This window comes from Fibrivirga algicola, from assembly GCF_011742925.1.
GTDB classification, from domain to species: Bacteria; Bacteroidota; Bacteroidia; order Cytophagales; family Spirosomataceae; genus Fibrella; species Fibrella algicola.
This window is the reverse complement of the sequence record NZ_WAEL01000031.1, coordinates 1-831: the sequence shown is the minus strand read 5'-3', so window position 1 is coordinate 831 and position 831 is coordinate 1. Positions and strand designations below refer to the sequence as shown.

The window sequence follows — 831 nt, the reverse complement described above, 5'->3', positions numbered from 1 at the left end:
TTGCACATAGCCTTTTGTGGTTTGCACCGGCCCGCCCCGACTCAGGCCCGCAAAGCGCACCGTGGCCTCGTAGTAGTACACCCCGCCCGGCAGCGGACTCCCGTTCTGGGTCGTCCCCGGCCAGCTCACCACCGGACCCGCCGACTCGTAGACCTTGGCCCCCCACCGGTTGTAGACCACAAAACCCACCGACTCCACAAACCGGGGACAGTCCAGCGGCTGGAACACGTCGTTCTTCCCGTCCCCGTTGGGCGTGAACACGTTGGGCAACACCAGATAGGGACAGATGTCCTTGCAGACCTGGTTGCTGGGGGCACTCTCGGTGCCCTTGGTGTTGACCGCCGTCACATAATAACAGCCCGCCACCGTGCTCAGGCTCTGGTGCAAAAACGTGGTGATGGGGGCGTTGACCGAGGCCACCTTCCGCAAACTGTCGCCCTGGTAGCGGGCGTAGTAGATGTTGTAGGAGGCAATGCGCGTGTCGCAGCTACGCCCCCCCTGCTGGGCGGGGTACTGCCAGGTGAGCGTGTTGGTGAAGCTGCTCTGGTTGCAGAAGGCATTCGGAGCCAGCGCCCCACAGTTCAACTGGTCCAGCGTCAGGCTGGGCGGGCAGGGACGGGTCGTGTCGCTGGGGCTGGCGCACTGGATCTGGCTGAAGTTGATCAGCGACCCCGTCTTGGCCCGGATGGTCAGGTCGGCGTACTGGCCCACGGTCTCCACCCGGTAGCAGTAGCTGCTGTCGGGCGAGAGCACCCCGTTGGTGCTACCATCTTGGGCGTAGGTGTCCGCCCCCAGGTCGGCATACACATACGTACCCGGCCCCTGCACCGG

1 protein-coding gene is annotated in these 831 nt (G+C 64.7%); it reads right to left on the bottom strand.

What is annotated here, in order from left to right:
- Window positions 1-831: T9SS type B sorting domain-containing protein (locus tag F7231_RS27065; protein WP_166694347.1), on the bottom strand; the 831-nt coding region annotated here is incomplete at both ends.